Source organism: Streptomyces griseoviridis, from assembly GCF_005222485.1.
Taxonomy (GTDB): Bacteria; Actinomycetota; Actinomycetes; order Streptomycetales; family Streptomycetaceae; genus Streptomyces; species Streptomyces hintoniae.
Genome location: NZ_CP029078.1, coordinates 3,741,925 through 3,768,206, shown reverse-complemented (window position 1 = coordinate 3,768,206; position 26,282 = coordinate 3,741,925). Strand labels below are relative to the sequence as shown.

The 26,282-nt window shown below is 72.4% G+C and carries 23 protein-coding genes; 12 read left to right on the top strand and 11 right to left on the bottom strand.

Annotated features, from left to right (window positions below; all coding sequences use genetic code 11):
• Positions 1–38: 38 nt before the first annotated feature.
• A complete protein-coding gene (locus tag DDJ31_RS15815) occupies positions 39–1,319 on the top strand; it encodes an ATP-binding protein (protein ID WP_127179647.1) in 1,281 nt (426 codons plus the stop codon).
• A 7-nt stretch (positions 1,320–1,326) separates the two neighbouring features.
• Here the strand turns inward: DDJ31_RS15815 and DDJ31_RS15810 are convergent, their stop codons facing one another.
• Entirely contained in the window at positions 1,327–1,872 is a 546-nt protein-coding gene (locus DDJ31_RS15810; RefSeq protein ID WP_127182769.1) for a GtrA family protein, read from the bottom strand.
• 218 nt (positions 1,873–2,090) lie between these two features.
• Here DDJ31_RS15810 and DDJ31_RS15805 point away from each other — a divergent pair, with 218 nt between their 5' ends.
• From DDJ31_RS15805 to DDJ31_RS15785, 5 genes are all read left to right on the top strand, one after another.
• Positions 2,091–3,257, top strand: coding sequence for a 5-(carboxyamino)imidazole ribonucleotide synthase (locus tag DDJ31_RS15805; RefSeq protein WP_127179648.1), 1,167 nt, complete (start codon positions 2,091–2,093; stop codon positions 3,255–3,257).
• Entirely contained in the window at positions 3,254–3,778 is a 525-nt protein-coding gene (purE, locus tag DDJ31_RS15800) for a 5-(carboxyamino)imidazole ribonucleotide mutase (protein ID WP_127179649.1), read from the top strand. The genes DDJ31_RS15805 and purE overlap by 4 nt, the downstream gene beginning before the upstream one ends.
• Positions 3,775–4,989: a dipeptidase gene (locus tag DDJ31_RS15795; protein WP_127179650.1), complete on the top strand. Its 1,215-nt coding sequence runs from the start codon at positions 3,775–3,777 to the stop codon at positions 4,987–4,989. The genes purE and DDJ31_RS15795 overlap by 4 nt, the downstream gene beginning before the upstream one ends.
• A gap of 89 nt (positions 4,990–5,078) precedes the next feature.
• Positions 5,079–5,438, top strand: a complete 360-nt coding sequence (locus DDJ31_RS15790; RefSeq protein WP_127179651.1) for a MerR family transcriptional regulator — start codon at positions 5,079–5,081, stop codon at positions 5,436–5,438.
• A 93-nt stretch (positions 5,439–5,531) separates the two neighbouring features.
• A complete protein-coding gene (locus DDJ31_RS15785; protein ID WP_127179652.1) occupies positions 5,532–6,650 on the top strand; it encodes a dipeptidase in 1,119 nt (372 codons plus the stop codon).
• A gap of 40 nt (positions 6,651–6,690) precedes the next feature.
• Here the strand turns inward: DDJ31_RS15785 and DDJ31_RS15780 are convergent, their stop codons facing one another.
• Complete coding sequence (locus tag DDJ31_RS15780) at positions 6,691–7,077, bottom strand: VOC family protein (protein ID WP_127179653.1); 387 nt, start codon at positions 7,075–7,077, stop codon at positions 6,691–6,693.
• 15 nt (positions 7,078–7,092) lie between these two features.
• Positions 7,093–7,455 (bottom strand): VOC family protein, encoded by a 363-nt coding sequence (locus tag DDJ31_RS15775; protein ID WP_127179654.1) that lies wholly within the window; start codon positions 7,453–7,455, stop codon positions 7,093–7,095.
• Between the two features lie 101 nt (positions 7,456–7,556).
• On the opposite strand from DDJ31_RS15775, the gene DDJ31_RS15770 reads away from it, so the two are divergent.
• Positions 7,557–8,057: a CGNR zinc finger domain-containing protein gene (locus DDJ31_RS15770; RefSeq protein WP_127179655.1), complete on the top strand. Its 501-nt coding sequence runs from the start codon at positions 7,557–7,559 to the stop codon at positions 8,055–8,057.
• A 181-nt stretch (positions 8,058–8,238) separates the two neighbouring features.
• Here the strand turns inward: DDJ31_RS15770 and DDJ31_RS15765 are convergent, their stop codons facing one another.
• On the bottom strand, positions 8,239–9,582 hold the full coding sequence (locus tag DDJ31_RS15765) for a UDP-glucose dehydrogenase family protein (protein ID WP_127179656.1): 1,344 nt from the start codon (positions 9,580–9,582) through the stop codon (positions 8,239–8,241).
• Positions 9,583–9,783: 201 nt separating this feature from the next.
• Here DDJ31_RS15765 and DDJ31_RS15760 point away from each other — a divergent pair, with 201 nt between their 5' ends.
• Entirely contained in the window at positions 9,784–10,941 is a 1,158-nt protein-coding gene (locus DDJ31_RS15760) for an acyl-CoA dehydrogenase family protein (protein ID WP_127179657.1), read from the top strand.
• A 95-nt stretch (positions 10,942–11,036) separates the two neighbouring features.
• On the opposite strand, the gene DDJ31_RS15755 is transcribed toward DDJ31_RS15760, so the two are convergent.
• Positions 11,037–11,594, bottom strand: coding sequence for an acyl-CoA thioesterase (locus tag DDJ31_RS15755; RefSeq protein WP_127179658.1), 558 nt, complete (start codon positions 11,592–11,594; stop codon positions 11,037–11,039).
• 118 nt (positions 11,595–11,712) lie between these two features.
• Here DDJ31_RS15755 and DDJ31_RS15750 point away from each other — a divergent pair, with 118 nt between their 5' ends.
• Positions 11,713–13,005, top strand: coding sequence for an LCP family protein (locus DDJ31_RS15750; protein WP_127179659.1), 1,293 nt, complete (start codon positions 11,713–11,715; stop codon positions 13,003–13,005).
• 10 nt (positions 13,006–13,015) lie between these two features.
• Here the strand turns inward: DDJ31_RS15750 and DDJ31_RS15745 are convergent, their stop codons facing one another.
• Positions 13,016–14,512, bottom strand: coding sequence for an LCP family protein (locus DDJ31_RS15745; protein WP_164784958.1), 1,497 nt, complete (start codon positions 14,510–14,512; stop codon positions 13,016–13,018).
• Between the two features lie 127 nt (positions 14,513–14,639).
• Here DDJ31_RS15745 and DDJ31_RS15740 point away from each other — a divergent pair, with 127 nt between their 5' ends.
• Complete coding sequence (locus tag DDJ31_RS15740; protein ID WP_127179660.1) at positions 14,640–15,668, top strand: glycosyltransferase family 2 protein; 1,029 nt, start codon at positions 14,640–14,642, stop codon at positions 15,666–15,668.
• A gap of 37 nt (positions 15,669–15,705) precedes the next feature.
• Here DDJ31_RS15740 and DDJ31_RS15735 read toward each other — a convergent pair whose 3' ends face one another.
• The 5 genes from DDJ31_RS15735 to DDJ31_RS15715 all read right to left on the bottom strand — a co-directional run bounded on the left by DDJ31_RS15735 (position 15,706) and on the right by DDJ31_RS15715 (position 23,363).
• On the bottom strand, positions 15,706–17,367 hold the full coding sequence (locus DDJ31_RS15735; protein WP_437184207.1) for an LCP family protein: 1,662 nt from the start codon (positions 17,365–17,367) through the stop codon (positions 15,706–15,708).
• A gap of 93 nt (positions 17,368–17,460) precedes the next feature.
• The gene (locus tag DDJ31_RS15730) at positions 17,461–19,110 is read right to left on the bottom strand and encodes an LCP family protein (protein WP_127179662.1); all 1,650 of its coding nucleotides are present in this window, start codon (positions 19,108–19,110) and stop codon (positions 17,461–17,463) included.
• A 133-nt stretch (positions 19,111–19,243) separates the two neighbouring features.
• Entirely contained in the window at positions 19,244–20,977 is a 1,734-nt protein-coding gene (locus tag DDJ31_RS15725; protein WP_127179663.1) for an LCP family glycopolymer transferase, read from the bottom strand.
• Positions 20,978–21,221: 244 nt separating this feature from the next.
• Positions 21,222–22,475, bottom strand: coding sequence for an LCP family protein (locus DDJ31_RS15720; RefSeq protein ID WP_127179664.1), 1,254 nt, complete (start codon positions 22,473–22,475; stop codon positions 21,222–21,224).
• A 147-nt stretch (positions 22,476–22,622) separates the two neighbouring features.
• Positions 22,623–23,363, bottom strand: a complete 741-nt coding sequence (locus DDJ31_RS15715; protein WP_127179665.1) for a TIGR03089 family protein — start codon at positions 23,361–23,363, stop codon at positions 22,623–22,625.
• A gap of 149 nt (positions 23,364–23,512) precedes the next feature.
• On the opposite strand from DDJ31_RS15715, the gene DDJ31_RS15710 reads away from it, so the two are divergent.
• A complete protein-coding gene (locus tag DDJ31_RS15710) occupies positions 23,513–24,895 on the top strand; it encodes a peptidoglycan recognition protein family protein (protein WP_127179666.1) in 1,383 nt (460 codons plus the stop codon).
• A gap of 104 nt (positions 24,896–24,999) precedes the next feature.
• Entirely contained in the window at positions 25,000–26,082 is a 1,083-nt protein-coding gene (locus DDJ31_RS15705) for a sugar phosphate nucleotidyltransferase (RefSeq protein ID WP_127179667.1), read from the top strand.
• Positions 26,083–26,282 lie beyond the last annotated feature (200 nt).

The following is a 26,282-nucleotide window of genomic DNA, read 5'->3' as shown; positions in this document are numbered from 1 at the left end:
CGCACACCCGGCAGCCCCCCACCCCAGGTACAGAGGTCATGCGCCGTCGACTGATCCAGTCCACGCTCGCCGTGGTGCTCGTGGTGATCGCCGTCTTCGGCGTGTCCCTCGTCATCGTGGAGACCCGCACGATCAGCACCAGCGCCCAGGAGCGGGTCAGCTCCGAGGCGCAGCGGCTGGCCAGCATCGTCGACAGCCGGCTGATCGGCGCGGGCGCGGTGAACGCGGAGATACTGCGCGCCCAGGTCACCCCGGACCGGTACGCCGTCATCAAGCTGCCGGGGGAGCCGGCCTTCGAGGTCGGCTCCAAGCCGGACGGCGAGGTGATCCGCGGCCACGCCACCGGCGAGGAGGGCGAGACCGTCGTCGTCGAGGAGCCGCGCTCCTCGGTGACCCGCGAGGTCGGCCGCACCCTGCTGATCATCGCGCTGGTCGCGCTGCTCGCCGTCGTCGCGGCGGTGCTGCTGGCGATCCGTCAGGCCAACCGGCTGGCCTCCCCGCTCACCGACCTCGCGGAGACCGCCGAACGCCTCGGCTCGGGCGACCCGCGCCCCCGCCACAAGCGCTACGGCGTCCCCGAGCTCGACCGGGTCGCCGATGTCCTGGACTCCTCAGCCGAGCGGATCGCCCGCATGCTCACCGCGGAGCGACGGCTCGCCGCCGACGCCTCGCACCAGCTGCGCACCCCGCTCACCGCGCTGTCGATGCGCCTGGAGGAGATCACCCTCACCGACGACCCGGACACCGTGAAGGAGGAGGCGAACGTCGCGCTGACGCAGGTCGAGCGGCTGACCGACGTGGTGGAGCGGCTGCTGACCAACGCCCGCGACCCGGGCACCGGGTCCGCCGTCACCTTCGACCTGGACGAGGTCATCCAGCAGCAGCTCGCCGAGTGGCGGCCCGCCTACCGGGGGGTGGGGCGCGCCATCGTCAGCTCGGGCAAGCGGCACCTCCAGGCGGTCGGCACGCCGGGCGCGGTCGCGCAGGTGCTGGCCGCGCTGATCGAGAACTCGCTGATGCACGGCGGCGGCACGGTCGCGCTGCGCACCCGGGTCACCGGCAACCAGGCCGTCATCGAGGTCACCGACGAGGGCCCGGGGGTCCCGGCCGACCTCGGCGCCCGCATCTTCGAGCGCACGATCAGTGGCCGCAACTCCACCGGGATCGGCCTGGCCGTCGCCCGCGACCTCGCGGAGGCCGACGGCGGGCGGCTCGAGATGCTCCAGACGAAGCCGCCGGTCTTCGGCCTCTTCCTGTCCCGCACCCCGATCAAGCGGCCGCCGTCGGCGTCCGACGAGGACCCGACGACGGTCAGGTAGCCGCGGCTCAGCCCACCCGGTGGGCGGCCGGCCTGGGCTTCTCCTGCTGCGCGGGCGGCTTCTGCTGCCCCAGGAACGATTCCGCGCCCGCCTGGCCCGCCGTACCCGCAGCCGTCACCGGCTCGCGGACGGGCAGCGCCCGGAACACCCACGAGCGGTACGACCAGAACCGGAACAGCGTCGCGATGCCGATGCCGATGAACTTGAAGACGTTGCTCTGCAACGGGGTGTCCCAGCCGAAGCCGTACGTCGCGGTGTAGAGGATGCCGTTCTCGATGACCAGGCCGACCGCGCTGAACAGCAGGAACAGGGTGAGTTCCTTGGTCCGCCCGCCCTTGTCGCGGTCACGGTAGGTGAAGTAGCGGAACCCCACGTAGTTGAAGGCGATGGAGACGATCGTCGCGATGACGCTCGCCCGCACCACCGGGATCCCGGAGAGGTGCCTGACCAGGTTGAAGACGACGAGATTGACCAGCAGGCCCGCGCCGCCGACCGCACCGAACTTGGCGGCCTCGCGCAGCAGCCTCCGAAACCCCGAGGAACCACGTCCCATGGTCGTGCAGGCCCCCGTCCGGGTCGGTTTCGTCAACCCATCCATGCTAACCACCCCCCTCCGGGATCGCCTGTCTCCGCGCTCACAGCTTGGGAACAGCTTGGGAAGAGTGTCCCAAGGAGCGAGGAAAGGGCAGGTAAGAGCAGTGCCGGACCGGCCGGAAGCGGCCCGGAACGGCCGGAAACCGTCGGCCCCCGGGCGGCCGATACCCTAGGAGCGTGACGTTCCCGGTAGTCGGCATGGTCGGCGGGGGGCAGCTCGCTCGTATGACACACGAGGCGGGCATCCCGCTCGGCATCAGGTTCAAGCTCCTCAGTGACACTCCCCAGGATTCCGCGGCCCAGGTCGTGAGCGATGTCGTCATCGGCGACTACCGCGACCTGGAGACGCTGCGTGACTTCGCGCGGGGCTGTGACGTGATCACCTTCGATCACGAACACGTCCCCACCGAGCATCTGCGGGCCCTGGAGGCGGACGGCATCCCCGTCCGCCCCGGGCCCGACGCGCTCGTGCACGCCCAGGACAAGGGTGTGATGCGCGCGAGGCTCACGGAGATCGGCGTCCCCTGCCCGCGGCACCGCATCGTGAAGGACCCGGCCGACGTGGCCGCCTTCGCCGCCGAACTGGCGGCGGCCCCCGGCGGCGGCCCGGCCGGCGGCTTCCCCGTCGTCCTCAAGACCGTGCGCGGCGGCTACGACGGCAAGGGCGTCTGGGTCGTCGACGACGTGACGGAGGCAGCCGAGGCGTTCCGCGCCGGCGTGCCCGTCCTCGCCGAGGAGAAGGTCGACTTCCTGCGCGAGCTGGCCGCCAACGTGGTGCGCTCCCCGCACGGCCAGGCCGTCGCCTACCCGGTCGTCGAGTCGCGGCAGGTCGACGGCGTCTGCGACACCGTCATCGCCCCCGCGCCCGGCCTCGACGAACCCCTCGCCCTGGCGGCCGAGGAGCTGGCGCTGACCATCGCGAAGGAACTGGACGTCGTCGGCCATCTCGCCGTCGAGCTGTTCCAGACCCGCGACGGCCGCATCCTCGTCAACGAACTCGCGATGCGCCCGCACAACTCGGGGCACTGGTCCATGGACGGCGCGATCACCTCGCAGTTCGCCAACCACGTCCGCGCCGTCCTCGACCTCCCGCTCGGCGACCCGCGCCCGCGCGCGCCCTGGACGGTCATGGTCAACGTCCTCGGCGGGGACTACCCGGACATGTACTCCGCGTACCTGCACTGCATGGCCCGCGACCCCAGGCTGAAGATCCACATGTACGGCAAGGACGTGAAGCCGGGCCGCAAGGTGGGCCACGTCAACACCTACGGCGACGACCTCGACGACGTGCTGGAACGCGCACGTCACGCCGCCGGCTACCTGAGAGGCACGATCACCGAATGAGCCCTGTTGTAGGCATCGTCATGGGGTCGGACTCCGACTGGCCCGTCATGGAGGCCGCCGCCAAGGCGCTCGACGAGTTCGAGATCGGGTACGAGGTCGACGTCGTCTCCGCGCACCGCATGCCGCGCGAGATGGTGAGCTACGGCGAGCACGCGGCCGAGCGCGGACTGAAGGTGATCATCGCCGGGGCCGGCGGCGCCGCCCACCTGCCCGGCATGCTCGCCTCCGTCACGCCGCTGCCCGTCATCGGGGTGCCGGTGCCGCTAAAGTACCTGGACGGCATGGACTCGCTGCTGTCGATCGTGCAGATGCCGGCCGGCGTCCCGGTCGCCACCGTCTCGGTGGCCGGCGCCCGCAACGCGGGCCTGCTGGCCGCCCGCATCCTCGCCACCCACGACGAGGAACTCCTGCACCGGATGCGCGACTTCCAGCAGGAGCTGAACGACCAGGCCACCGAGAAGGGCAAGCGGCTGCGCGCCAAGGTCGAGGGCGCCGGCGCCGGCTTCGGGTTCCGCAAGTGACGGCGCCGACCGCGCTGGAGCGCGCCCGCGAACTCCTCGGCGAGTTCCCCGTCGTCGACGGCCACAACGACCTGCCCTGGGCGCTGCGCGAACAGGTCGCCTACGACCTCGACGCCCGCGACATCGCCGTCCCCCAGGACGCCCATCTGCACACCGACCTGCCCCGGCTGCGGGCCGGCGGGGTCGGCGCCCAGTACTGGTCGGTGTACGTCCGCTCGGACCTGCCCGACGCGGTGCCCTCCACCCTGGAGCAGATCGACTGCGTCCGCCAGCTCATCGACCGCCACCCGGCCGACCTGCGGGCCGCGCTGACCGCCGCCGACATGGAGGCGGCCCGCGCCGAGGGCCGGATCGCCTCGCTGATGGGCGCCGAGGGCGGCCACTCGATCGGCGAGTCGCTGGGCACCCTGCGCGGCCTGTACGGCCTGGGCGTGCGCTACATGACGCTGACCCACAACGACAACGTCTCCTGGGCCGACTCCGCGACCGACGTGCCGAGGGTCGGCGGGCTCTCCGCGTTCGGCCGCGAGGTGGTCAGGGAGATGAACCGGCTCGGCATGCTCGTCGACCTCTCGCACGTCGCGGCGACGACGATGCGGGCCGCGCTGGACACCTCCACCGCGCCGGTGATCTTCTCGCACTCCTCGGCCCGCGCCGTCTGCGACCACCCGCGCAACATCCCCGACGACGTCCTCGAACGGCTGCCCGCCAACGGCGGCATGGCGATGGTCACCTTCGTGCCGAAGTTCGTGCTCCAGGCCGCCGTGGACTGGACGGCCGCCGCCGACGAGAACATGCGCGCGCACGGCTTCCACCACCTGGACACCAGCCCCGAGGCGATGGCGGTGCACCGCGCCTTCGAGGCGCACACCCCGCGTCCGGTCGCCACCGTCGCCACGGTCGCCGACCACCTGGACCACATGCGCGAGGTGGCAGGCGTCGACCACCTCGGCATCGGCGGCGACTACGACGGCACCGCGTTCACCCCGGACGGCCTCGACGACGTCTCCGGCTACCCGAACCTGATCGCGGAGCTGCTGGAGCGCGGCTGGTCGCGCCCCGACCTCGCCAAGCTCACCTGGCAGAACGCGGTACGGGTGCTGGGCGCGGCCGAGGACGTGGCCCGCGACCTGCGGGCGACCAGGCCGCCGTCCAACGCGAGCCGCGCCTCTCTCGACGGCGCTGACGGCACGGACGGCACTGACGGCTGACGTCGTCGACAGGGAACGGCGGTGCGTACGCCCGTCGTTCCCCGTACCGTTGAGGGCCCCTGCGAGTACGAGCGTGAGGCGGCCTGCGGATGCGGATCGGTGAACTGGCCCGGCGCACCGGGGTGAGCGAGCGGTCGCTGCGCTACTACGAGAGCAAGGGCCTGCTCGCCGCCGACCGGACACCCGGCGGCCACCGCGACTACCCGGAGGCGGCCGTCGACCGGGTGATCCGCATCCAGGAACTGTTCGCCGCCGGGCTGCACAGCGGCCCGATCGCCCAGCTCCTGCCGTGCCTGCGGGATGCCGACGGCGGCCCCGCCGCGACCGCCACCCCCCGCCTCGTCGCCGACCTGTGCGCGGAGCGCGAGCGCATCGACCGCGACATCGCCGGGCTGCTCCTGTCGCGGGACACCCTCGACGGGGTCATCGAGGCCGCCGGGGACGGCTGAGCCGGACACCCCCCGAACGCCCCACCCACCAGGAAGCGCCCCCGCCGCCGTGCGACGGTGACCGTACCGCCATCGCGACGGACGGAGCCCGGTATGGCAGACCTCCAGGACGAACTGCACCCGACGACCGAGGTCGGCGCGCCCGACGAGCTGCCGGAACCGTTCCCCGCCCCCGCGCCCGCCCCGCCCGCCCGCGACCGGGACGCCCCCTGTCTCGACCGCGCCCGCGCCCTGCTCGCCGGGCACCCCGTGGCCGACGGCTACTGCGGACTGCTGTCGGCGCTGCGCGGGCTGCCCTGGTACGACCTGGAGACGGGGGAGAGCGCCCTCGACACGGACGTGCCCCGGCTGCGGGAGGGCCGGGTCGGCGCGCTGTTCTGGTCGCTGCACCTGCCCGAGGCGGTCACCGGGGACCGGGCGATGAGCGCCACCCTGGAACGGCTCGACCTGCTGCGGGCCGTCGTGCGGGCGCACCCGGAGGGGCTGCGGCTCGCCGACACCGCGGGCGAGATCAGCGACGCCCGCTCCTGCGGCCGGATCGCCGTGCTGCCAGGACCCGCGGGCGCCGCCGCCCTCGCCGACTCGCTGGCCGTCCTGCGGTCCCTGCGCGTCCTCGGCCTGCGCGTGCTGACCCTGTCGGGCACCTCCTGGGCGAGCGGCGCGGGGCTCACCCGGTTCGGCGAGGAGGTGGTCAGGGAGATGAACCGGCTCGGCGTCCTCGCCGACCTGTCCGGCGCCTCCGAGGCGACGATCCGCCGGGTGCTCGCCGCCTCCAAGGCGCCGGTGCTGTGCACCCGTTCCGCCGCCCGCGCGCTGCGCCCCCACCCGGCCAACCTCCCCGACGAACTGCTCGCCGCCCTGGGCGCGGCCAAGGGGCTGTGCATGGTGCCGCTCGCCGCCGAACAGACCGGACCCACCGTGCGGGACGTCGCCGACCACCTCGACCATGTGCGCCGGGTGGCGGGCCCGGAGTCCGTGGCGCTCTCCGGCACCTACGACGCGGGCACCGCCCACCCCCGGGAGCTGGGCGACGCCTCCGGCTATCCGCGCCTGGTCGCCGAACTCCTCGACCGGGGCTGGCCTGAGACCGAGGTGGCGCTGCTGACCTGGGGCAACGTCCAACGGGTGCTGCGCGGCGCGGACTTCACGGCCCGCGCCGCCCAACTCCGCCGCCCGCCGTCGACGGCGACCCTCGCGGAGACCGACGGCTGACCGCGCGCAGGGCCCGTCTGCGTGGACGGCGGCGCCCCCGCTACGGCGTGTCGATCCGGCAGAGGCAGAACGGGTGCCCCGCGGGGTCCGCGTAGACGCGGAAGTCCTCCTCGTCGCACCGGGCCAGCGGGCGCGCGCCCAGGGCAAGCACCCGCTGTTCCGCCGCCTCGATCCCCTCCCAGGTGGGGCCCGCGTCGAAGTCGAGGTGGAACTGCTGCTCGTCACGGCCCTCGCCGGGCCAGCGGGGCGGCACGTGGCCGGGCGCGCGCTGGAAGCAGATCCTGGGGCCGTCGGGCAGGCGCAGCACCACCCACTCGGGGTCGGCGTCCTCGGGCGTGCCGCCCGCGAAGCCGGCGTAGAAGCGGGCGAGCGCGCGGGCGTCGGGGCAGTCGAGGACGACGGAACGCAGCCGGATCGACGGTGTCATGGCGGTCTCCTCCGGTCAGCCGGCGCAGAGGCAGAACGGGTGCCCCGCCGGGTCCGCGTAGACCCGGAAGGAGCGGGACCTGTCCTCGGTGTCCAGCGGCCGGGCGCCGAGGGCCAGCACGCCCGCCTCCGCCGCGTCCAGGTCCGGGACGGTCAGGTCCAGGTGGAACTGCTGGGGGCGCCGTGGGTCGGGCCAGGCGGGGGCGGTGAGGTCGGGGGCCGCCTGGAAGCCGAGGGTGGCTCCGCCGGGCAGTTCGAGGTCGGCCCAGTCGTCGCCGTCGGGCGTCACGGTCCCGCCGAGCACCTCGGCGTAGAAGGCGGCGAGGGCGTGCGGGTCGGGGCAGTCAAGGACGACGGACCCCAGGGCGGCGAGAGCCATGACTCCTCCTCGGAGCGGCAGCGGTGACGGACGTTACTGGTAACCGGCCTGAGCCGGTAACGGTTACCCCATGCTCCCGCACAGGAGGTAACGTCGCAACCATGACTGGGAGATCGGCCGCACCGGGAGGGCTCGCGCTGGTCCAGTCCCTGGTGAACACCGTGGCCCTCGAATCGGGCGTCGACGCGCTCGACACGGCGGACGGCCTGGCCCGCTTCGGCCTCGTCCCCGACGACCTGCCCGCCGTCCGCGCCCTGCGCGAGTCGCTGCGCGCCGCGCTGCTCGCCCACGCGGGCCATCCGCCGCACGCCGAGGTCACGCCCCTGGACACCCTGCTGGCCGGGGCGCCGCTCAGGGTGAGCGTCGACGGCGGTGACGGCTCGGCTGCCCTCGCGCCTGCGGGCGGCGGCCCGCTGCTGTCCCGGGTCGCGCTCGCCGTCGCCGAGGGGCTCGTCGCGGGCACCTGGCAGCGGCTGAAGGCGTGCGAGGCCGCCGACTGCCGTGCGGCGTACTACGACCGCAGCCCGGCGGCGCGGGGCCGCTGGTGCTCGATGCAGGTGTGCGGGGCGCGCGCGAAGATGCGCCGCTACCGGGCCAAGTAGCGCGCGGACAGGGGCACTTGGGCCGACGTCCGGCACGTCCGCGCCATCTGGGGCAGAATGCGGTCAGACGCCGGTTCGGCCGACTGAGCCTCGGCCGAACCGGCGTCGCCCGGCCCACGGCGCCCTCGGCCGCAGCGGCGGCTCAGTGCGTGGCGACGGCGCCCCCGGCCGCAGCGGCGGCTCAGGCCGTCGGGCGGCCCATCGCGCGGTAGGTCCAGCCGGCCTTGCGCCACAGCTGCGGGTCGAGGGCGTTGCGCCCGTCGAGGATCACCCGGGCCGCGGCCACCGACCCCAGCTCCTGCGGGTCCAGCTCGCGGAACTCCCGCCACTCCGTCAGATGCAGGACGACGTCGGCGCCCCGCACCGCCTCCAGGGCGCTGTCCGCGTAGCCGAGGGTCGGGAAGATCCGCCGGGCGTTGTCCATGCCCTTCGGGTCGTACACCGTCACCTGGCCGCCCTGGAGGTGTATCTGCCCGGCCACGTTCAGCGCGGGGGAGTCCCGCACGTCGTCCGAGTCGGGCTTGAAGGCGGCGCCGAGCACCGCGACCCGGCGGCCGAGGAACGAGCCGCCGCCCACCGCCTGCCGGGCCAGCTCCACCATCTGGCCGCGCTGGCGCATGTTGATCGAGTCGATCTCGCGCAGGAACGTCAGCGCCTGGTCGGCGCCCAGCTCGCCCGCGCGGGCCATGAACGCCCTGATGTCCTTGGGCAGGCAGCCGCCGCCGAAGCCGATGCCGGCCCGCAGGAACTTCCGGCCGATCCGGTCGTCGTACCCGATCGCCTCGGCGAGCTTCGCGACGTCGCCGCCGGCCGCCTCGCACACCTCGGCCATCGCGTTGATGAAGGAGATCTTGGTGGCGAGGAAGGAGTTCGCGGCGGTCTTCACCAGTTCCGCGGTCGGGAAGTCCGTCACCACGAAGGGCGTGCCGTCCGCGATCGGCGCCGCGTACACCTCGCGCAGCAGCCGCTCCGCGCGCTCGCTGCGCACCCCGGTCACGATCCGGTCCGGGTGCAGGGTGTCGTCGACGGCGAAGCCCTCGCGCAGGAACTCCGGGTTCCAGGCCAGCTCGACGTCCGCGCCGGCCGGCGCGTGCGCGGCCAGGTAGGCGGCGAGCCGGTCGGCCGAGCCGACCGGCACCGTGGACTTGCCGACGACCAGCGTGGGGCGGGTCAGATGCGGGGCGAGGGAGGCGATCGCGGCGTCGACGTAGCTCATGTCGGCCGCGTACTCGCCGTGCCGCTGCGGGGTGTTCACGCAGACGAAGTGCACGTCGCCGAAGTCGGCGGCCTCGGCGAAGTCCATGGTGAACCGCAGCCGCCCGGTGGAGCCGGGGATGCCCGCGACGTGCTTGCGCAGCAGCTCCTCAAGCCCGGGTTCGTACATCGGGACCTCGCCCCGCCTGAGCTTGTCGATCTTCTCCGCGACGACGTCGAGCCCGAGCACCTCGAAGCCGAGTTCGGCCATGGCCGCGGCGTGCGTGGCGCCGAGATAACCGGTGCCGATCACACTGATCTTCAGGCTCATCGATGCTCCAGACGGGTGGGGCGGCTGCTGCGGTGCCCGAGCATAGCCGGGGCATGGGAAGGCCTTTCGCCGGGCACTTTTCCCGCTGTCGCCAAGCTCACGTACCGCTGTCGTGAGAGGCCGCCTAAAATTCGAGTTACTTAACGGTAACTAGCACTGTCACCACAGCTCGTCACAAGCGTCCTTGGAGCGTGAGAGACCTTGGCCGGATCGGCTGACTTCGACCTGTACCGCCCGTCCGAGGAGCACGACATGCTCCGCGACGCCGTCCGCGCGCTGGCCGAGGCGAAGATCGCGCCGTTCGCCGCCGCGGTGGACGAGGAGGCCCGTTTCCCGCAGGAGGCGCACGACGCCCTGGTGGGGAACGACCTGCACGCGGTGCACGTCCCCGAGGAGTACGGCGGCGGTGGCGCCGACGCCCTCGCCACCGTGATCGTCATCGAGGAGGTGGCCCGCGTCTGCGCCAGCTCCTCCCTGATCCCCGCGGTGAACAAGCTGGGCTCGCTGCCGGTGGTCCTCTCCGGCTCCGAGGAGCTGAAGAAGCGCTACCTGACGCCCCTCGCCAAGGGCGACGGCATGTTCTCCTACTGCCTCTCCGAGCCCGACGCCGGCTCCGACGCGGCCGGCATGAAGACCAGGGCGGTCCGCGACGGCGACCACTGGGTCCTCGACGGCGTGAAGCGCTGGATCACCAACGCGGGCGAGTCGAAGTACTACACGGTGATGGCGGTGACCGACCCGACGAAGCGCTCCAAGGGCATCTCGGCGTTCGTGGTGGAGAAGGACGACGAGGGCGTCTCCTTCGGCGCCCCGGAGAAGAAGCTCGGCATCAAGGGCTCCCCGACCCGCGAGGTCTACCTCGACCAGGTCCGCGTCCCCGCCGACCGCATGATCGGCGCCGAGGGCACCGGCTTCGCCACCGCGATGAAGACCCTCGACCACACCCGCATCACCATCGCCGCGCAGGCCCTCGGCATCGCCCAGGGCGCCCTCGACTACGCCAAGGGCTACGTCCAGGAGCGCAAGCAGTTCGGCAAGCCGATCGCCGACTTCCAGGGCATCCAGTTCATGCTCGCCGACATGGCGATGAAGATCTCGGCCGCCCGCGCCCTGACCTACCAGGCGGCGGCCGCCTCGGAACGCGGCGACGGCGACCTCACGTACCTGGGCGCGGCCGCGAAGTGCTTCGCCTCGGACACCGCGATGGAGGTCACCACGGACGCCGTCCAACTCCTCGGCGGTTACGGCTACACCCGCGACTACCCGGTGGAGCGGATGATGCGGGACGCCAAGATCACCCAGATCTACGAGGGCACCAACCAGGTCCAGCGCATCGTCATGGCGCGGAACCTGCCGTAACCCGCGAACGGCCCCTGCGAACGGCCGCTGCGGACGGCCCCCGCTGACCGGCCGCCGGTCCGGCGCCGTCCGCGGGGGCCTTCGTGTTCGGGCGGTCAGGCGTCCAGGCCCTCGGCCGCGCGCTGCTCGCGCAGTTCCGTGATCGCCCGGCGGCGGGCCAGCCGGTGGGTGCGGCGGATCTGGGCCTCCTGGCGGCGCCGCTCGTCGCGTTCGGTCTCCGGGACCACCGGTGGCACCCGGCGCGGCTTGCCGTCCGCGTCGACGGCCGCGAAGACCAGGTACGCGGAGCCGACCTGGGTGGCGGGCGTGGACTCGTTCCAGCGTTCGGCCAGCACCCGCACCCCGACCTCCATCGAGGTCCGCCCGGTCCAGTTCACCTGTGCCTTCACATGGACCAGGTCGCCGACCCTGACCGGTTCGAGGAACGCCATCTCGTCCATGGACGCGGTGACGGCGGGACCGCCGCTGTGCCGTCCCGCGACCGCGCCCGCCGCGTCGTCGACCAGCTTCATGATCACGCCGCCGTGCACGGTCCCCAGCAGGTTGGTGTCGGCGTGGGTCATGATGTGGCTGAGCGTGGTGCGGGACGCCGAGGTGGGCTTGCCGGGGATCTCCGGTGTGTCCGGGTCCGCGCCGGAGGCCTGTTCTGTCATGGACTCCACCTTATGCCGAACGCGTGTCCAAGAAATTTGTGTCGGCTTGGCAACAGCCGTGACCTGATTTTCCGACGACCCTTGTAAGAGGCACAGCGGCTGCCTGCACACTGATGCCATGAGCGAATGGCCCGATGCATGGTCCGACCAGAACCGCCGCAACCAGCGCGGCGGCGGCAGCGCGAGCGCACAGCCGGAGGGCCCTCGCGTCATGCGCCAGGTCCGCCGCCCCGACGCGGGCGGACACGGCGCCCCCCGCCCCGCCGCGCCCCCCTACGGCGGGGTGCCGCAGCAGCCGTCGTACGGCGACGGCCAGGGCCAGGGCGGCTACGGGCAGGGCGGCTACCAGGACGGCGGCTACAACACCGGCCAGGTCTACGGCGGTCCCGGTGGCGGCGGCCCCGGCGGACGCGGCCCCGGCGGCGGGGCACCCCGGCCCGACTGGCGCCGGCGCATCAAGTGGACGGCGGCCACCGTCGTCGCCGTGCTGGTCGTGACGACCGTCGGCACCTACTTCTGGGCCGACTCCAAGCTCCACCGGGACGTCGACCTCTCGAAGGTCATCGACCGCCCCGAGGCGGGCGAGGGCACCAACTACCTGATCGTCGGCTCCGACAGCCGCGCGGGCATGTCCGACGAGGACAAGAAGAAGCTGCACACCGGCTCGGCCGAGGGCCAGCGCACCGACTCGATGATGATCCTGCACGTCGGCGGCAGCGGCGACACGCTCATCTCGCTGCCCCGCGACTCCAACGTCACCATCCCCACCTTCAAGGGCTCGGAGTCCGGCAAGGTCAAGGGCCCGCTCGGCCCGAACAAGCTGAACGCCGCCTACGCCTTCGACGGCCCGACCCTCCTGGTGCGCACCGTCGAGTACAACACCGGCCTGCACATCGACCACTACGTGGAGATCGGCTTCGCCGGCTTCGCGAACATCGTGGACGCGGTCGGCGGCGTCGACATCGAGATCGACAAGGCGTTCAAGGACAAGTACTCGGGCGCCGACTTCCAGGCGGGCAAGCAGACCCTCGACGGCCAGCAGGCCCTCGCCTTCGTCCGCACCCGGCACGCCTTCGCCGCCTCCGACCTCCAGCGCACCAAGAACCAGCAGAAGTTCCTGTCCGCGCTGGCCCACCAGGTGGCCACCCCCTCGACGGTCCTCAACCCCTTCAAGCTCTACCCGACGCTCGGCGCGGGCCTCGACTCCCTCACCGTCGACAAGGACATGTCGCTCTGGGACCTGGCGTCGATGTTCTGGGCGATGAAGGGCGTCAGCGGCGGCGACGGCACCTCGATGAACATGCCGATCTCCGGCTCCACCGGCGGCAACCTCGTCTGGGACAAGGCCAAGGTGAAGACGCTGGTCGACGAGTTGAACAACGACCAGAAGGTCACCGTCACCAGCGACTGACCCGCTCCGGTCAGGTCTGCTTCCCGCACACCACGCGGTCGCCGCTCGCCGCCTCGAAGGCGCCCTGGTACGGCTCCTGGGCGCGCACCCCGCGCACCTCACGGAAGTCCGTCCCCGCGGTGACCTTCAGGGTCGGGCCGAGGCCCGCGACCTGGCGCAGCTCGCTGCCGGGCAGGGCGGCGGCCACGGACTTCGCCGAGCGGTCCCAGCGCGGGTCGTAGGAGACGACCGTGCGGGTGGCCGTGCGGTCGGCCGCGTCGGTCGGGGCGCCGGTGGTCCTGAACCCGCTCGCGGCCAGCGCCGCGTCCACCCGCCTGCCGAGGCCCGCCGTCGCCGTCCCGTTCTCCACCTGGACCCGGATCTGCTGCGGCGCCACCTCCACCCGCGCCTGCGGCTGCGGCTGCCCCGGCCGGTGCTCGGTCAGCGGCTTGTCCTCGCGCAGCGCCCGGAACAGCCGGTCGGCCTTGACGGTGTCCCACTTCAGGGTCGAGCCGATGCCCTTGACGGGGTACGACATCTCCCCGATCGGCACGGTCGTGAACTCCGACGACGACGGCGAGAAGTTCCGCATCGCCCGCCCCAGGTCGAGCAACTGGTCGGTGCCGAAGCCCTGGTCGGCCCGGACCGAGCCGAGCACCGCCCGGGTCACGTCCCGGAACCGCAGCGGGTTCAGCAGCACCCCCGAGGAGGTGGCCTGCTCGATCAGCGCGGCGAGGAACCGCTGCTGACGCTTCATCCGGCCCAGGTCCGAAGCGCCGTCGACATGCCGGGAACGGACGTACTGGAGCGCCTGGCCGCCCTTCAGGGTGTGGGTGCCCGCGGGCAGGTCGAGGCCGGTGTAGGAGTCCTTGAGGGGCTCGCTGGTGCAGATCCGGACGCCGCCGAGGACGTCGACCGTCCTCATGAAGCTCGCGAAGTCGACCTCCAGATAGTGGTCGATCTTCACGTGCGTCATGTCCTCGACGGTCCGCACGGTCAGCTGGGGTCCGCCCTCCGCGTACGCCGCGTTGATCTTGATGGGGTGGCCCTTGTGGTGCTGACCCGTCGTCTCGTCGGTGTGTTCGGGCGTCATCGCGAACGAGTCCCGCGGCAGGCTCACCACGCTGGCCCGCTCCCGGTCCTGCGAGATGTGCACGATCATCATCGTGTCGGTGCAGTGGCAGGGCGCCCCGCCGAGCCGGAAAGCCTGCCGCTCCTGCTCGGTGATCTTGTCCCGGCCGTCGGTGCCGACCAGCAGCACGTTCATGCCGTGGCCGGCCCGGGGGCGGTTCTTCATGTCCTTGAACGGGTCGACCCGGCCGATGTCCGAGCCGAGGCTGGTGACCACCGCGTGCCCGATGCCGGCCGAGGCGAGCACCACCACCGAGAGCGTCGTCACCACCCGCCCGGCCCAGCGCGGCCTGCGCCGTCGCACCGCCGGCCGCGGCGGACCCGACCGGGGCGGGCGGGGCGGCTGCGGGCGGCGCTGCGGCCGGACGGGAGCGGCGGACCGGGGCGGCGTGGGCAAGGGGACACCTCCGGGCGACGGCCGTACGCGGGATCCGTGAGCACCGTAGGCCGATACGATCTGCGGACCGGTGCACCGCACCCGGCGGGGCGTACCGTGTCCCCCGTTCGCGGTAACGTGAGCACCGATGAACGCCAACGCCGACATGCGCTCGCCCGCCGTCTCCGTGATCATGCCCGTCCTCAACGAGGAACGGCACCTGCGCACGGCCGTGCTGGCCATCCTCGCCCAGGAGTACGCCGGTGCGATGGAGGTGGTGATCGCCCTCGGCCCGTCCACGGACCGCACCGACGAGATCGCCGCCGAACTGGTCCGCGAGGACCCGCGCGTGCACACCGTGCCCAACCCGACGGGCCGCACCCCGGCCGCCCTGAACGCGGCGATCAAGGCCTCCCGGCACCCGGTCGTGGTGCGGGTCGACGGCCACGGCGTGCTCTCGCCGAACTACATCGCGACGGCCGTCAGGCTGCTGGCGGAGACCGGCGCGCAGAACGTCGGCGGCATCATGCACGCCGAGGGCGAGAACGACTGGGAGCACGCCGTCGCCGCCGCCATGACCTCCAAGATCGGCGTCGGCAACGCGGCCTTCCACACCGGCGGCGCGGCGGGCGAGGCCGAGACGGTCTACCTCGGCGTCTTCCGGCGCGAGGCGCTGGAGCGGCAGGGCGGCTACAACGAGGAGTTCATCCGCGCCCAGGACTGGGAGCTGAACTTCCGCATCCGCGAGGCCGGCGGCCTGATCTGGTTCTCGCCCGAACTGCGGGTCTCCTACCGGCCCCGGCCGAGCGTGCGGGCCCTCGCCAAGCAGTACAAGGACTACGGCCGCTGGCGGCACGTCGTCGCCCGCTACCACGAGGGCTCCATCAACCTGCGCTACCTCGCCCCGCCGACGGCCGTGCTGGCCATCGCGGCGGGCCTGCTGGTCGGCGCCCTGGTCACCCCGTGGGGCCTGGTGGTCCCCGGCGGCTACCTCGCCGCGATCGTCGCCGGCTCGCTCCCCGCGGGCAAGGGCCTGCCCGCCGGGGCCCGGCTGCGCATCCCGCTCGCCCTCGCCACCATGCACATGTGCTGGGGCTGGGGCTTTCTGACCAGCCCCAAGTCGCTGGCCAGGAAGGTCATCGCGTCCCGCCGCCCCGCGGTCCTCGTCACCGACTGAGTCCCGCGAGCCCCTCCCGCCGCACGCCCGACCCGGACTAGTACGTGTAGTTCGGGTTGACGTGCATGCACTGCTTCTCGTCGGAGCCGTTGATCGCCTCCGCGGTGTCGGGCGTCGAGTCGTCGTCGTCCTTCGCCGCCTTGTACGCGGTCCCCGAGCGCCAGTCGGCGCCGACCACCAGCGTCACCCCGGACACGTCCGTCGACCGCTTCACCGAGCCGAGCGGCACCCCGAGCGCCTCGGCCACCCGGCGCGCGTCACCCTTCAGCTCGGCGCTCGGGTAGCGCACCACCGTCGTCTTCTCGCCGTCGACCGCCGACGGGTCCGCGACGGCCTTGGCGAACCCCTTGCCGACGAGCAGGTCGGCGACCGCGTCCGCGCGCCCCTCGACGGCGGCCCTGGCGCTGTCCCGGGTGCCGTTCTCCACCCGCACGGCGATCCGGTCGTCGGCCGCCGCCCGGTCGGCCGCCGAAGCCGAGTCCGCGGCGTCCGCGGCGTCTGGGGAGTCCGAGGAGTCTTGGGTGTCGGTCCCGTCCTTGCCGTCCAGCGCGATGTCCTCGCGCACCAGCCGGAACAGCTTCGCCGCGTCGCCCGGCCTCGGCACCACCCGGCCGGGGCTCGTCGTCGAGTACTGCCACGGCATCGTCGTCATGGTGATGCGGTCCGTCGGGACCTTCCGCAGCTCCTTGCTCAGGTCGTACAGCTTCGCCACCGTGCCGAGCCCCTCGTCCACGGTCAGCGCCCGGGTGGCCGTCTCGGCGAGCGTGCGCAGCTTGTTCGGGTTGCTCAGGGTGGCGTTGGCACGCAGCTCGCGCACCATCGAGTTCATGTACTGGTGCTGCGCCTTGGCCCGCGCGATGTCGGTGTTGTCCTCGAAGCCGTAGCGGGTGCGCAGCCACTCCAGGGCCTGCACGCCCTTCACCGACGTCGTGCCCTTCTTCAGCTTCAGACCCGAGCCGTGGCCGTCCGACGACTTGGAGTGGATGTTGGCGTCCACGCACACCGGCACCCCGCCGACCGCGTCCGCCATCGACACCACACCCGCGAAGTCGATCATCATGAAGTGGTCGATGTGGATGTCGGTGAGCTTCTCCCAGGTCGCCACCGTGCACCCCGGACCGCCGCGCCCCAGCGAGTCGTTGGTGATGGTGTTCGAGCGGGCCTCGTACACGTCACCGGTCTCCGGGTCCGTGCACTGCGGCAGGTCGAGGAGGGTGTCGCGGGGCATGCTCACGGCCGAGATGTTGGTGCGGTCCGCCGAGACGTGCAGCAGCATCTGGACGTCCGCGCGCGGGGCGGTGTTGTACGTGTCCTTGGCACCGCCGAGCTTCTGGTTCTCCTTGGAGTTCCGCGCGTCGGACCCGATCAGCAGGATGTTCAACGGCGTCTGCCCCGCCGCGTTCGCCCTGACCTTGGTCGCCCGGTCCCTGGGGGCACCGATGTTGAGCGGGTCCTTCTTGATGTTCGCGTTCAGATGGCGGTAGTAGAGGTATCCGGCGCCCGCCGTCCCCGATATCACCACCGCGAGCACCATCGCCGACCAGCGCAGCGCACGCCGTCTGCGACGTCTTCCGAGATCCTGCCCTCCGTCTCCGTCCGCGCCTCTGCCACCGTCCTGGTCCGCCGGCTCCGCCGGTTCCCGCGATCCGAGGGACTTCTCCTCGACCGCGGGAACCTCACCGCGCACACTTTGCGCCAACTCCCTGCCTCCACCCCTGCGCCTGAATCGGGCTTCCCCGCGCCAAGTCAGACGCGCGAACACCCCAATGGGTTACCTGCCATCTGCCCGGTATCACCATCGGTACGGCTGGTACACGTCCATGCACTGCGCGGAGTCGGAGCCGTTGATGGCGTCGGCGTTGTCCGGAAGGTCACCCGCCGACGGCGCGGACTGCTTCGGGTACGACGTCCCGCCGCGCCAGTCGGAGCCCACCACGACGGTGACCGCCGAGACGTCGGCCGACCGCTTCACCGAGCCGAGCGGCACCCCGAGCGCCCCGGCCACCTCCTGGGCGTCGCCCTCCAGTTCGGCGCTCGGGTAGCGCACCACGGTCCGCTCCTCGGCGAGCCCGGCGGTGGTGTCCGTCCCGGCCCGGGTGAACCCCTTGCCCGCCAGCGCCCGCGCGACGGTGCCCGCGCGCCCGGTGACCGGGGCGAGCGTGGCGGACCTGGTGGCGTTCTGGACGACGACCCCGATCCCGTCCCGCGAGGTGGACGGCTCCTTCGTGGCCCGCGCCGGTGCGGCCGGCTTCTTCGCCGTGCCGGACGCCCCGCCCTTGTCGTCGAAGGGCACGTCGTCACGGAGCATCGACCACATCTTCTCCGCGCGGGCGCCGTCGGGCAGCAGATGGTCGATGTCCTGCGGGTCGGTGATCGCCGGCATCGTCGTCATCGTGATGCGGTCCGTCGGCACGGTCTTCAGCTGTGTGCCGAGGTCGTACAGCTTCTTGACGGTGCCGATCTCCGAGGACACCGTCAGGGACTTCGTCGCCGCCTCCGCCAGGCCCGTCAGCCGGCCCGAGTCGGTGAACACGTTCTGCCCCTTGAGGGTGCGGATCATCGAGTTCAGGTACATGTGCTGGGCGCGGGCCCGCAGCGGGTCGCTGCCCCACGCGTGCCGGGTGCGCAGCCACTGAAGCGCCTGCTCGCCCTTGACCTTCTTGGTGCCCGCGGTCAGCTTCAGCCCCGAGCCGCCCGGTACCCCGGGCAGCGGGCGGTCCCACACGTTCTGGTTGACGCACACCTCGACGCCGCCGATCGCGTCGGCCATCTTCACCACGCCGGCGAAGTCGATCGTCATCCAGTGGTCGATGTACACCCCGGTGAGGTTCTCCCAGGTGGCGAGCGTGCAGCCGGCCCCGCCGCGGGCCAGCGACTCGTTGATGATCGCGTTGGTCGCCGGGTAGGAGCGCCCGCTGTCGGGGTCCTTGCACGCGGGTATGTCGACGCGGGTGTCGCGCGGGATGCTCACCATGGAGGCGCTCTTGCGGTCCGCGGACAGGTGGATCAGCATCTGCACGTCGCCGAGCGGCGGGTTGCCCCGGCTCGACCTGCTGCCGCCCAGCCGCACGTTGGCCGCCGAGTTACGGCTGTCGGAGCCGATCAGCAGGATGTTCATCGGGCGCTGCCCGGCCGCGTTGGCGCCGGCGCGCCGCGCCTTGGCGTCGCCGCTGCTGCGCTCGCCCTTCTGGATGTTGCCGTTGAGGTGCTCGTAGTAGAGGTACCCGGCTCCCGCGGTGCCGAGGATCAGCACCGAGAGGGCCGTCGCCGCGCCCTTGAGCGCCCGGCGCCCGCGCCGCGGTCCGCGCGGCGTTCCGCGCGTCGCGGGGCCCGCGCCGTCGCCGCCCGCGGGCGCGCCGCCCGCGCCTCCCGGCGCCGCCGCGCCCCTGACCCACCGGCTCTCCTGGAGCGGGCCGTCTTCCCGCACGCCGTTCCCCGTCATCTCCCCGTCCCTCCCCGTTCCCCGGCCCGCACCGCCGCGAAGGGCGGCGGGCCGGGGCATACCGAGCCACTGAAAGGCCTGCCGTACGTCCTGTCAGACGTACGGCAGGCCTCCAGGGATCACTGGATCACTGCTACTTGGCGCACTCGACCTTGTCCGCGGTCGTCTTGTCGACGTCCGGCGCCGTGGTCGGGGCGGTGAGGGGGACGCCCGCGCCCTCGAAGTCCTTGCCGAGGGTCAGGGTCATCGCGGGCAGGCCCTGGGAGTTCCGCACGCTCTCGCCCGGCTTCAGCGCCGAGCCCGAAAGACCCATGATGTCGGCCAGCCGGCGGGCCTGGTCGGCCTGGTCGGGGGCGTACTCCAGGGTCGTCCTGGCCAGGTTGTCGGGCGCGTTGCCCGCGTTCTCCGACTTCAGGACGCCCTCGTCGTTCTGGAGCCACTGGAGGGTCTCCTGGGCGCTGCCCGGCTCCGCGCCGCCGTTGAGGATGCGGACCCGGACCTCGGAGGCGTCGGCCTTGGTGCCCTTGAGCTTGGCGGCGTCCGCGTCCTTCTTCTGCTGCTTTTTCTTCTTCTCGACCTCGGTGAACGAGACGTCGTTCTTGATGGCGCTGAAGACCGCGGGGGCCGTCGCCTTGAGGACGACGGTCGCCTTGACCTTCTCCGCCGGGTTGTCGATCACCGGAACCGTGGTGAACGTCAGGTTCTTGACGTTGAGCTTGCCCAACTCGAGGCCGAGGTCCTTCAGTTTGCTGATGCTGTCGAGCTGGGAGTCGACGGTGAGCGCCTTGGTGCCCGCCTCCGCCAGCTTGATCATCTTCGTCGGGTCGGTGAGCGTGTCGTTCGACTTCAGCTTCCGCATCAGGGCGCTGAGGAACTGCTGCTGCAGCGCGATCCGGCTGAGGTCGCCGCCGAAGCCGACCGAGTGCCGGGTCCTGACGAAAGCCAGCGCGTTCTCGCCTGAGATGTGCTGCATGCCCTTCTTCAGCTTCAGGTGCGAGTCGGCGTCGTCGATGTCCTTGCCGAGGCAGACCTCGACGCCGTCGACCGCCGTGGTCAGCGTCTTGACGGCGTTGAAGTCGGCGACCATGAAGTTGTCGGGCTTGACGCCGGTCAGCTCGGTGACCGTGCGCATGGTGCAGCTCGGCGTCCGGTCGTCCTGGCCGAGGCTGGTGTTGAAGCGGACACCGCTGTCGCCCGGGATGACCTTCGTGGTGCCGTCCTCCTGCTCGGTCGGGCAGTCGGGGACGTCCACGATCAGGTCGCGCGGGATGCTCAACGCGGTCGCGTTCGAACGGTCCTTGGAGACGTGCAGCAGGATCGTGGTGTCGGCGTGCCCGACGCTGCCCGAGTCGCCGTAGCCCTCGTTGCCCGCGCCGGTCCGCTTGTCCGTGCCGATCAGCAGGATGTTGATGGCCTTGTCCTTCTGGAAGCCACCGGTGCTCGCGCCGTCGTCGGAGACGGCGGTGATGTTGTCGTTGAGGTGCTTGATGTAGAGGTAGGCGCCGCCCGCCCCCGCCACCAGGACGAACGCCATCGCGCCGCCGGTCCACAGCAGGACCTTCTTCGCCTTCGGCTTCTTCTTCGCCGGCCGCCTGCCGCGCCGGCCCGCCGCCGGCTCCTCGGGCGCGGGGGCGCCGCGCCGCCGCGGCCCGGGGACGTCACGGCCCGGGGCCTGCCGGGGAGGTGCCGACCGCTTGCCCGCCGTCGCGTCGCCCTTGCCGCGTGAGGCGCCTCTGCGGGGTCCAGGCACCGCCGACTGCGGTGCGGAAGGAGTCAGTCGCAGTTCGTATTCGCCGGTGTCCGGATTGAGCACCCATTGGTCTGCGGGATCGATGTTGTCCGCCCGCCCACGGCCTTGCGCGTCCACGGTCGTCCGAATCCTCCGTCTGGGCCACGCGGCGCCTTCCCCCTACAAAGGCGCTCGGGTCTCGGTCTCTCAGTGCGCGACGCAAGGACGGTCCCAAGCTGCCGGGTGCACCGGATCGCTCACACTATCCGGCCAGTTCGGCGTCGAGCGACGCCGGTGACAAATTCTTCATCCCTACAAGTGGGCAATCCGCCCATTTCCTTGGACTTTTTAGGAACGGTCGCTGATCGGCTTGGCGATCGCTTTACCCGCAGACGTCTTCCGCGGCCGTGTTTCCACGGAACGTCGGCGCCGGAGAAACGGGATCCGAGGCCGCACCGGGCCCTTTTCCGCGGGGCTTCCCGTCATCTCCCCGGTACTCATCGTAGTCGTCCGATTGCGTATACGAATCCTGACCGGACTTCTCGTGCGAATCCGAAGCCGATTGTGGCGCTTTCCTCACGACGGTCACCGGGGCGTCCCTGCGCAGCCGTTCGAAGAGTTTCCGCGCCTCGGACTCCACGAGTTGGTCGCGGTTGTCGTCGTCCACGTACGCCTCCCTCGGGACCGTCAGAAAGCGTACCTGTTCGGTGGGGATGTCATGCAGATCGCGGACGAGGTCGTACAGCCCGCGCAGGCTCGCGAGCCCCGGGTCGGTGGTGAGCGACGAGGTGGCCGCGTCCAGCACCGGATACAGCTTCGCCGGGTTGAGGAGGACGCCGTTGCTCTGCACCTTGTTCACCAGCGCGCCCAGGAACCGCTGTTGGCGGTCCATGCGCTCGGTGTCGCTGCCGTCGCCCAGGGACTTGCGGGCCCGCACATAGCCCAGCGCCCGCGCACCGTCGAGCGTCACCTTCCCCGCGGGCAGCCGCAGTCCGGCCGCGCTGTCGTGGATCGGCTCGGGCAGGCAGAGCCGGACGCCGTCGACCGCGTCCACCATCTTCTGGAAACCCTGGAAGTCGATGACCACGTGATGGTCGACCCTGATGTCCGTCAGTCTCTCGACGGTCCGGATGGTGCAGGCCGAACCGCCCGTCGCGAACGCCGAGTTGAACATCGTGAACTCCGGCTCCGACCTGCTGCCGTCCCGGCGCCTGCACGCGGGCACGTCCACCATCAGGTCGCGGGGCAGCGAGACGGCGGTGGCGCTGCGCCGCCCGGCCGCCAGGTGGAGCAGGATCGTGGTGTCGGAGCGCTCGGTGCCCGAGTCGCGCCCGTAGCGCGCGTTGCCGCGCCCCGCGCGCGAGTCGGACCCGATGAGCAGGACGTTGCGCGCGCCCTTGACGAGTGAGGGGGGCCGCTCCCCGGCGTACCGCGCGAGTTCGGCGGCGGCTGCCTCGTCCGGCGTGATGTTCCCGCTCAACGTCACGTACGCGGCCCACCCGGCGCCGCCCGCGCCGATCGCGGCGACGGCCGCCGCGACCGCGCCGGCCCAGATCCACCGCCGTCGCCGCCGCCGTCCCGCTCCCCAGCCGCTCGCGACCGCCCCCGTCCGCCGGGACCCCGCGCTGTCGGTCACGTCCGCTGCCCCCCGATCGTCTGGCGCGTGCACTCTCCCGACCTTCTCCCGAACCGGCGCGGGGGGCCGCCGCTGCTGCGCCGGACGGGTGAGAGGGAGGCGATCGGGGAGGGGCGGGGGCGTGGCGCCCGGTGCCGGGCCGGTCGGTCAGCGCCGCAGGGCCGTCGCCTTCTCGGACTCCACGCGGCGGGCCAGCGCGTCCTCGTCCAGCTCGGCCAGGTTCCGGCACAGGATCACCGAACCGCCCGTGGCGAGCGGACCGAACAGGCCCGCCACCAGGCCGTCCCAGGTGTCGTACGGCAGCCCGGACAGGACCCGGGTCCCGGCCTCCGTGGTCTCGGCGCGGGCCCGTTCCACGACCTCGGCCGCCGAGAACTCCCGTCCGGCCACGATCAGCGCGGGCTCCTCCGGGTCGACGGGCGCGAACGGCGCGAACCGGTCGCCCTGCCCCGGCACCTCGACGGCGTAGTCGGCGAACCCCTCCGGCCGCTGCGGGAACCGGCCGCCCAGCGGCCGCAGCGCGAGCGCGATCCGCTCGCCCCGGCAGGCCCGCGCCGCGTCCAGCGTGTCGGGGCCGCTCACCACCACGTCGGCCGCCGCGGGGTTGCCGCCCACGTCCGCGACCGTGCCCACCGACGCGCACGCCAGCAGCCAGACCGCCGTCTGCCAGTGCGCGGGCAGCAGCAGCGCGACCCGGTCGCCCGGCTGGGCGGCCAGGTCGCCCTGGAGGAGGTTGGCTGTCTTGGCCACCCAATTGGCGAAGGTGGCCACGGACAATTCCACGCGCTCGCCCGTGGCGTCGTCGTAGAAGGTCACCAGGGGGCGTCCCGGGTCCGCGGCGAGCGCGGAACGCAGCAGGTCGGCAGGGGTGCGATCAGTGGCGTTCACCCGGGCAAGGGTACGCGCGGCGAGCCGTGCGCGGCCGGGGCGGGGCCACCGGTTCGGGGGAATCCCGGGGGAGTACGGCGGAGGGCGAGTCGACGGCCCGTCAGTTCCCGTATGGACATATATGTCTGACTATGTTCAAGATCAGGGGCATGCGTGGATTCCTTGCTTCCTCCATCGGCGTCACCTGCGCGGTGGCTCTCGCCCTTCCGCTGACCCCGCCCGCGACCGCGGCACCGGTGGCCCCAGCGACCGGCAGAGCGACCGGGACGGCCGGACCCGACCTGCCCGGCTCCACCCAGTCCCTCCCGCTGACCCCCCTCGCCACCGGACCGACCGCCGACCGCACCCTCGGCCCCGCCGCCGACCAGGGCGTGACCCGCCGCGAGGTGGCCCGCTTCTCGATGGTCGGCGTGGTCTGGGACGACCCCGACACCGCCCTGCACGGCGAGGTCCAGGTCCGCTCCCGGTCGACCGGCACCGGTACCTGGTCCGACTGGCGGGACGTGGAGACCCACAACGACGACGCGGCCGACCCCGACTCCGCCGAACGCGCCACCGGCCGGGTGCGCGGCGCGACGGCCCCGCTCTGGGTCGGCGACTCCGACGCCGTCGAGGCCAGGGTCAGCGCCGAACCGGCCGACCGCACCGAGGAGACCGCCCGCGCCGTCCGCCCGCGGGCCCCGCTGCCCGAGGGTCTGCGCCTGGAACTCGTCGACCCGGGCGACGCGCCGCCCGACCCCGCCTCCCGCGCCGCGGGCACCCCGGGGGCGGCCGAGTCGGCTGAGGCCACCGAGGCGGCCGTCGCCAACGCCGACCTCGCCCCGGCCGGCGCGACCGAGATCCCCGCCCTCGGCCGCACGGCGACCGAACGCGAACTGGTCACCCTGCGCGGCACCGAACTGACGGACGATCAGCGCGCCAAGCCCCACATCGGCGACCGCCCGCGGATCGTCACCCGGCGCGGCTGGGGCGCCGACGAGAAGCTGCGCGAACGGAAGTTCGTCTACACGACGACCGTGAAGGCCGCGTTCGTCCACCACACGGCCACCGGCAACGGGTACACCTGTGCGCAGTCCGCGTCCGTCATCCGCGGGATCTACCGCTACCACGTCAAGAGCCTGCGGTGGCGGGACATCGGCTACAACTTCCTCATCGACAAGTGCGGAGGCATCTACGAGGGCCGCGCCGGCGGAGTGGGCAAGGCCGTCCTGGGCGCCCACACCCTGGGCTTCAACTCCAACAGCACCGGGATCGCCGTCCTCGGCAGCTTCGGCTCGGCCAAGCCGCCGGCCGCCGCCGTGACCGCGCTCGCCCGCCTCACCGCGTGGAAGCTCGGCCTCTACGGTGCCAATCCGCGGGGCAAGACATATCTGAAGTCCGGCGGTGGCAATCTCTACCGAAAAGGTAAGAACGTACGACTGAACGTGATCTCCGGCCACCGTGACGGCTTCGCCACGGACTGCCCCGGGGGGCAGCTCTACAGCAGGCTCGGCACCACCCGCACGACGGCGGCCCGCTACCAGGGCCGCTGAACCGCGGAGCCTCTCCCGCCGTCTAAGCCGCCGCACAACGGTCTGCATACACTGGCCGGCCGAAAGACAGTTCGGCCGGTCCCGGCAGGAAGCAGAGACGACAGGTGACAGAAGCGATCCTCCTGGTCGGCGGCAAGGGCACCCGGTTGCGCCCGCTCACGGTGCACACGCCGAAGCCCATGGTCCGGGCGGCCGGGGTGCCGTTCCTCACCCACCAGCTGGCGAGAGCGAGAGCGGCGGGCGTCGAACACATCGTGCTGGCCACCTCCTATCTCGCGGAGGTCTTCGAACCCCACTTCGGCGACGGCTCGGCGCTCGGCCTGCACATCGAGTACGTCACCGAGGAGGAACCCCTCGGCACCGGCGGCGCCATCCGCAACGTCGCCTCGCGCCTGCACTCGGGCCCCGAGGACCCGGTCCTGATCTTCAACGGCGACATCCTCACCGGCCTCGACATCCGACGGCTCGTCGACACCCACGCGACGACCGGCGCGGACGTCTCCCTGCACCTCACGAGGGTGACCGACCCGCGCGCCTACGGGCTGGTCCCCACCGACCCGACCGGCCGCGTCCTGGCGTTCCTGGAGAAGCCCCAGACGCCGGAGGAGATCGTCACCGACCAGATCAACGCGGGCGCGTACGTCTTCCGCAGATCGGTGATCGACACCATCCCGGCCGGCCGGCCGGTCTCGGTGGAACGCGAGACCTTCCCCGACCTGCTGTCGGCCGGCGCCCACCTCCAGGGCATGGTCGACTCCACCTACTGGCTCGACCTCGGCACCCCGGCCGCCTTCGTGCGCGGCTCGGCCGACCTGGTCATGGGGCGCGCCCCGTCGCCCGCGGTCCCCGGCCGCTGCGGGGACCGCCTGGTCCTGCCGACCGCCACCGTCGCCCCCGACGCCAAACTCACCGGCGGCACGGTGGTCGGCGAGGGCGCGTTCGTCGCGGAGGGCGCCCGCGTCTTCGGCTCGACGATCCTGCCCGGCGCCGTCATCGAACCCGGCGCGGTGGTCACCGACTCCCTGATCGGTACCAGGGCCCGGGTGGGCCGGCGCTCCGTCCTCACCGGCACGGTCATCGGCGACGGCGCGATCGTCGGCGCCGACAACGAACTCCGGGACGGCGTACGGGTGTGGTGCGACGCGAGGATCCCGGCGGGAGCGGTCCGCTTCTCGTCGGACCAGTAGGGCGGTCGGCTTCGCGTCGGACCGGTGGGCGGTCGTTCTCGTCGGACCGGTAGAGCGGTCCTTCTCGCCGGACCGGTAGGGCGGTCGGCGGCCGGACCCGTCCGGGGTTCGAGGACGAGGCCGTCGGGCGGGAAGCGAGGACCCGGGGGCGCGTGCCCCCGGGGACAGGACGGGCGGGGCGGCGGGGGCGGGAACACCCT